The sequence below is a fragment of the Campylobacter sp. 2014D-0258 genome (assembly GCF_008000495.1).
Classification (GTDB): Bacteria; Campylobacterota; Campylobacteria; order Campylobacterales; family Campylobacteraceae; genus Campylobacter_D; species Campylobacter_D jejuni.
Map to the genome: position 1 here is coordinate 1 of NZ_VOAR01000022.1, position 3,130 is coordinate 3,130.

Consider the following 3,130-nt stretch of genomic DNA (forward strand, 5'->3'; position numbering starts at 1 on the left):
TTTAAGTTAGCATCTTCTTTATAAGGAGATTGTTCTAACATTTGTATGGTTTTTTTATTATCTTTAGTATCACTAGCATAAAGGCTTAAGATAGCTAAACTAGATAGTAAGATAATGCGTTTCATTTAAATTTTCCTTAGTGTTTGTTTGATTTTTAATCTTTAAATTTTGTTTGTTTTATTAATTTTTAACAAGATCCAAAAGGCTTTTAACCTTTTGGATTTTAATCATCTTGAGCAAGGATTTCCTGCTTTAAAATTATCCGATACTATACAAGCATTACCACTTTCTTGAGTGCTGACTTCATCTATACTTGCTTGTTTATCATCTTCATCTTGTTTTAAAACACTTTCATCCATTTGAGTGAGTAAAGCTTCAGAGAAAGGAAGTGGAGCATTTGCTTCAGGATTGCTTGTATCTCCACCTTCATTATTTGGCTTATCTAAAACAGAATCTAAAGAAGCTAGTTTAGTATCAAATTCTCCTTTGATGCTAAAATGATTATTACTTTGAGATAAGGCTTGTGTTTTATAAGATTTTAAAGTATCATCAAATTTATAAGTATCAAGATATCCTTGTGCTTTAGCATAAAGCTCATTTACTTTGTTTTTAAGCGAAATAAATTCTGCATCTTTAGAACTTGCTGCACCTTGATTGATTAAAGCTACATAAGCATTGTAAGCATCAATGGCTTTATTAAGATCTTCTTTGGTGCTTACAAATTGATCGTAATTATCCTTTATGCTTTTTAAATCTCCTTTTAGGAAAGCAAATAAGGTATTTTTATTGGTTATATTTTGACGGAGTTGATGGATAGTATTAAAATAGCTATTTTTTGTATCATCGCTGTCAAATTTGGCATTGTCAAGATTGTTATTATTATATTCCATAATAAAATCCATACTTTGCACTAAGTTTCTTGCAAGATTGTTAAAATCTTCTTTATTGTATTTTGCATATTTATCATTTTCTTTATCTATGAAATATGTGAGTATAAATTGCGTTTTTTCATCTTCATTCATGGTGCTATAGTAGATATAATTATTTAGAAGATCTTTTAGTGCAAAAATATTTACCCCATAATATTCATCATTTAAATTTTCTATAATTTCCTTAACAATATCATTATGTAAGTCATCTTGATCTAAAATGACATTTTCACTAGGTTCTTGTGAAGAACTTGGAGTATTAGTTGGAATATTAGGTTTGGTAATAGGTTTTGCTTGGGTTAAAAAATCATTGTGTGAATTATCGCCTTCGGTATAATAATGAATATTTACCTTGTCTTCTTTTTCTCCATTTGTTTCAATGATATTTGCAAAACTTGAGTCTGTATTTGCATTGCTTAAACTATTCTTTTTTTGATAAATATGCGTATTTTTAAAAGTAAAATTTACACTACCTTCTGTTTGAGTGCTGTAAAATATACCTGATTTTCCTTGTATGGTTGCATCTGGGGTAAAATACATAAAAATATTTTCAAAAGTTGAAGTGTCTCCTGAGCCTGAATTTCTTCCAGATTCTGCACTACCACCTATAAATCCACCTGCATAAGCATTTCTTGCAATGGAGCTAATATTTTTTATATTATCTAAAACTATATTTTTAAAAGTTCCATTAAGATAATGCGTTCCGATAAATCCACCTATATAAGCAGATTCGGAACCTCTTGCGTAATTGTTTGTAAGATCTATATTGTTAAGATAAATATTTGCAAAAGTTCCATAATCACTATGACCTATAAATCCACCAACATGGCTTTCTCCAATGTCTCCTCCTCCAGTAGTCATACCAGCAGTAGCCGCAGCCTTAATGGTTATGCCATCAACATAAATATTATTAAATGTGCCATTCATAGCAAAACCTACGACAGATCCTGTAGATGTAAAATTAACACCTATTTTATTATCAATATTTATATTTTCTAAAACTATATTCTCTAAATTTGCATTACCATAAATTCTTCCTGCTATGGTTCCTAAATTTATTCCACCTGTTTTAAAAGAAATATTTTTCATTTTTATATTACTAACTTTTGAACCATTATCCAATGAACCTACAAGAGCTCCAAGATTTGCAAAATTGTAAGATCCGTCGCCATTTCCTAAAGTAAAATTTTCAACATTTAGATTTTTAATTTCAGCGCCATTATTTACTCGAGCAAAAAGACCTATCCACATAGAACCTTGAGGTTTGAAATAAATATTTTTTAGAGTAAAACCTTGTCCATCAAAAACTTTAGTAAAAGATTGAGAATTGCTAAAAGCATTTGTTAAATCATACCCTACCATCATATTGATTGTTTCGCCATCAACGGTATATTTTCCAAAATCTTTACCTTGATTACCCCCAAAATCAATATCGTTAGTGAGTCTATATTCGCCAGCATAATCCCTAAAACCATTTTTATTCTCATTCCAACCTTTTGAAAAATAAAACCAATCCTCATCGCTACCTATACCGACAAATTTATTAGTTTTAAATTCTTTTGTATTATGTTTAAAAGAGCCGTAATCAACTCCTTGATATTTAGAAAAATTATTATATGCGATTGGATTGAAATAATATGCCTTTGCATCTAAATTTAAAGCACCATTTTTAATGGCGGTAATTTTTAAACTATCTTTTACATCTAAAGTGCCTATATTTGCTTGAACGGTATTTCCAATAAGCCATATACTATCGCTATCAATTTTATTTAGAATTTTATCTTCTGAATTTACAGAAGAATTTAAATATACCTCATTCCCAACAATTAAAACATCCTTAGCCTTAATATTTCCCATATTAATCACATTGCCTTTATTATTAGGCTTAAATACAGGAGAGAATACAGGATTAGTACTATTTGCAAAGTTTTGCATTTCTGTATTGCTCATACTTGAAGTAGACACTCCAAATTTATTTGCATTGATAGTTCCACTTTTACCTATAACCACACCATTAGGATTGATAAGATAAACATTATTACCTGTAGCATTAAGTAAACCATCTATTGTAGAACTTTTAGTTCCATAAGCGATATTGAGATAGTTTTTACCACTACCATTAAAATTTACAGTTTCATTTTTAGCTATATTAAAACCACCACCCCATTGGATAACAGAATTTACTTTATTACCTGTAATAT

General features: G+C 29.2%; 1 protein-coding gene and 1 pseudogene. Both read right to left on the reverse strand.

The features are described from left to right. Window positions 1-99 precede the first annotated feature (99 nt). Window positions 100-240 (reverse strand): annotated as a pseudogene (locus tag SR62_RS04425) (hypothetical protein). Continuing rightward, a partial coding sequence (locus tag SR62_RS04430; RefSeq protein WP_147502280.1) for a filamentous hemagglutinin N-terminal domain-containing protein occupies window positions 228-3,130 on the reverse strand: 2,903 nt, incomplete at its 5' end. The pseudogene SR62_RS04425 and the gene SR62_RS04430, both read right to left, overlap by 13 nt.